Origin of the sequence: Bacillus sp. SIMBA_154, from assembly GCF_046536015.1 — a bacterium.
In the GTDB taxonomy this organism is placed as follows: domain Bacteria; phylum Bacillota; class Bacilli; order Bacillales; family Bacillaceae; genus Bacillus; species Bacillus pumilus_P.
In genome coordinates, this window is the sequence record NZ_JAWJBV010000383.1 from 1 (window position 1) to 259 (window position 259).

General features: G+C 43.2%; 1 protein-coding gene. It reads right to left on the reverse strand.

The window, feature by feature from the left end:
• The coding region (locus R0K30_RS22465) for a hypothetical protein (RefSeq protein ID WP_410613114.1) at positions 1-259 on the reverse strand (259 nt) is incomplete at both ends.

Below are 259 nucleotides of genomic sequence, written 5' to 3' on the forward strand. Positions count from 1 at the left end.
TTTGCTTCTTCCGATATCAGCCAGCTCTTCCGCGATTCCTTCCGCAGTTCCTAAATTTGATCCGTAAAGAATGAGAAGCGGCGTTCCGTGGGACGGGATTTCTTTCGTTTCTTCTTTGTGACGGCTTCCTTCAGCTTTATGGTTTTGTACGGGCTGATGATTGGACACGTCCTTGTTTTTCACACGGATTTTAAAATCACCGGGCTTAATGGTTAAAGCTTCTTTAATCGTAAGCTCATAATCAGTATGATCAATCAGT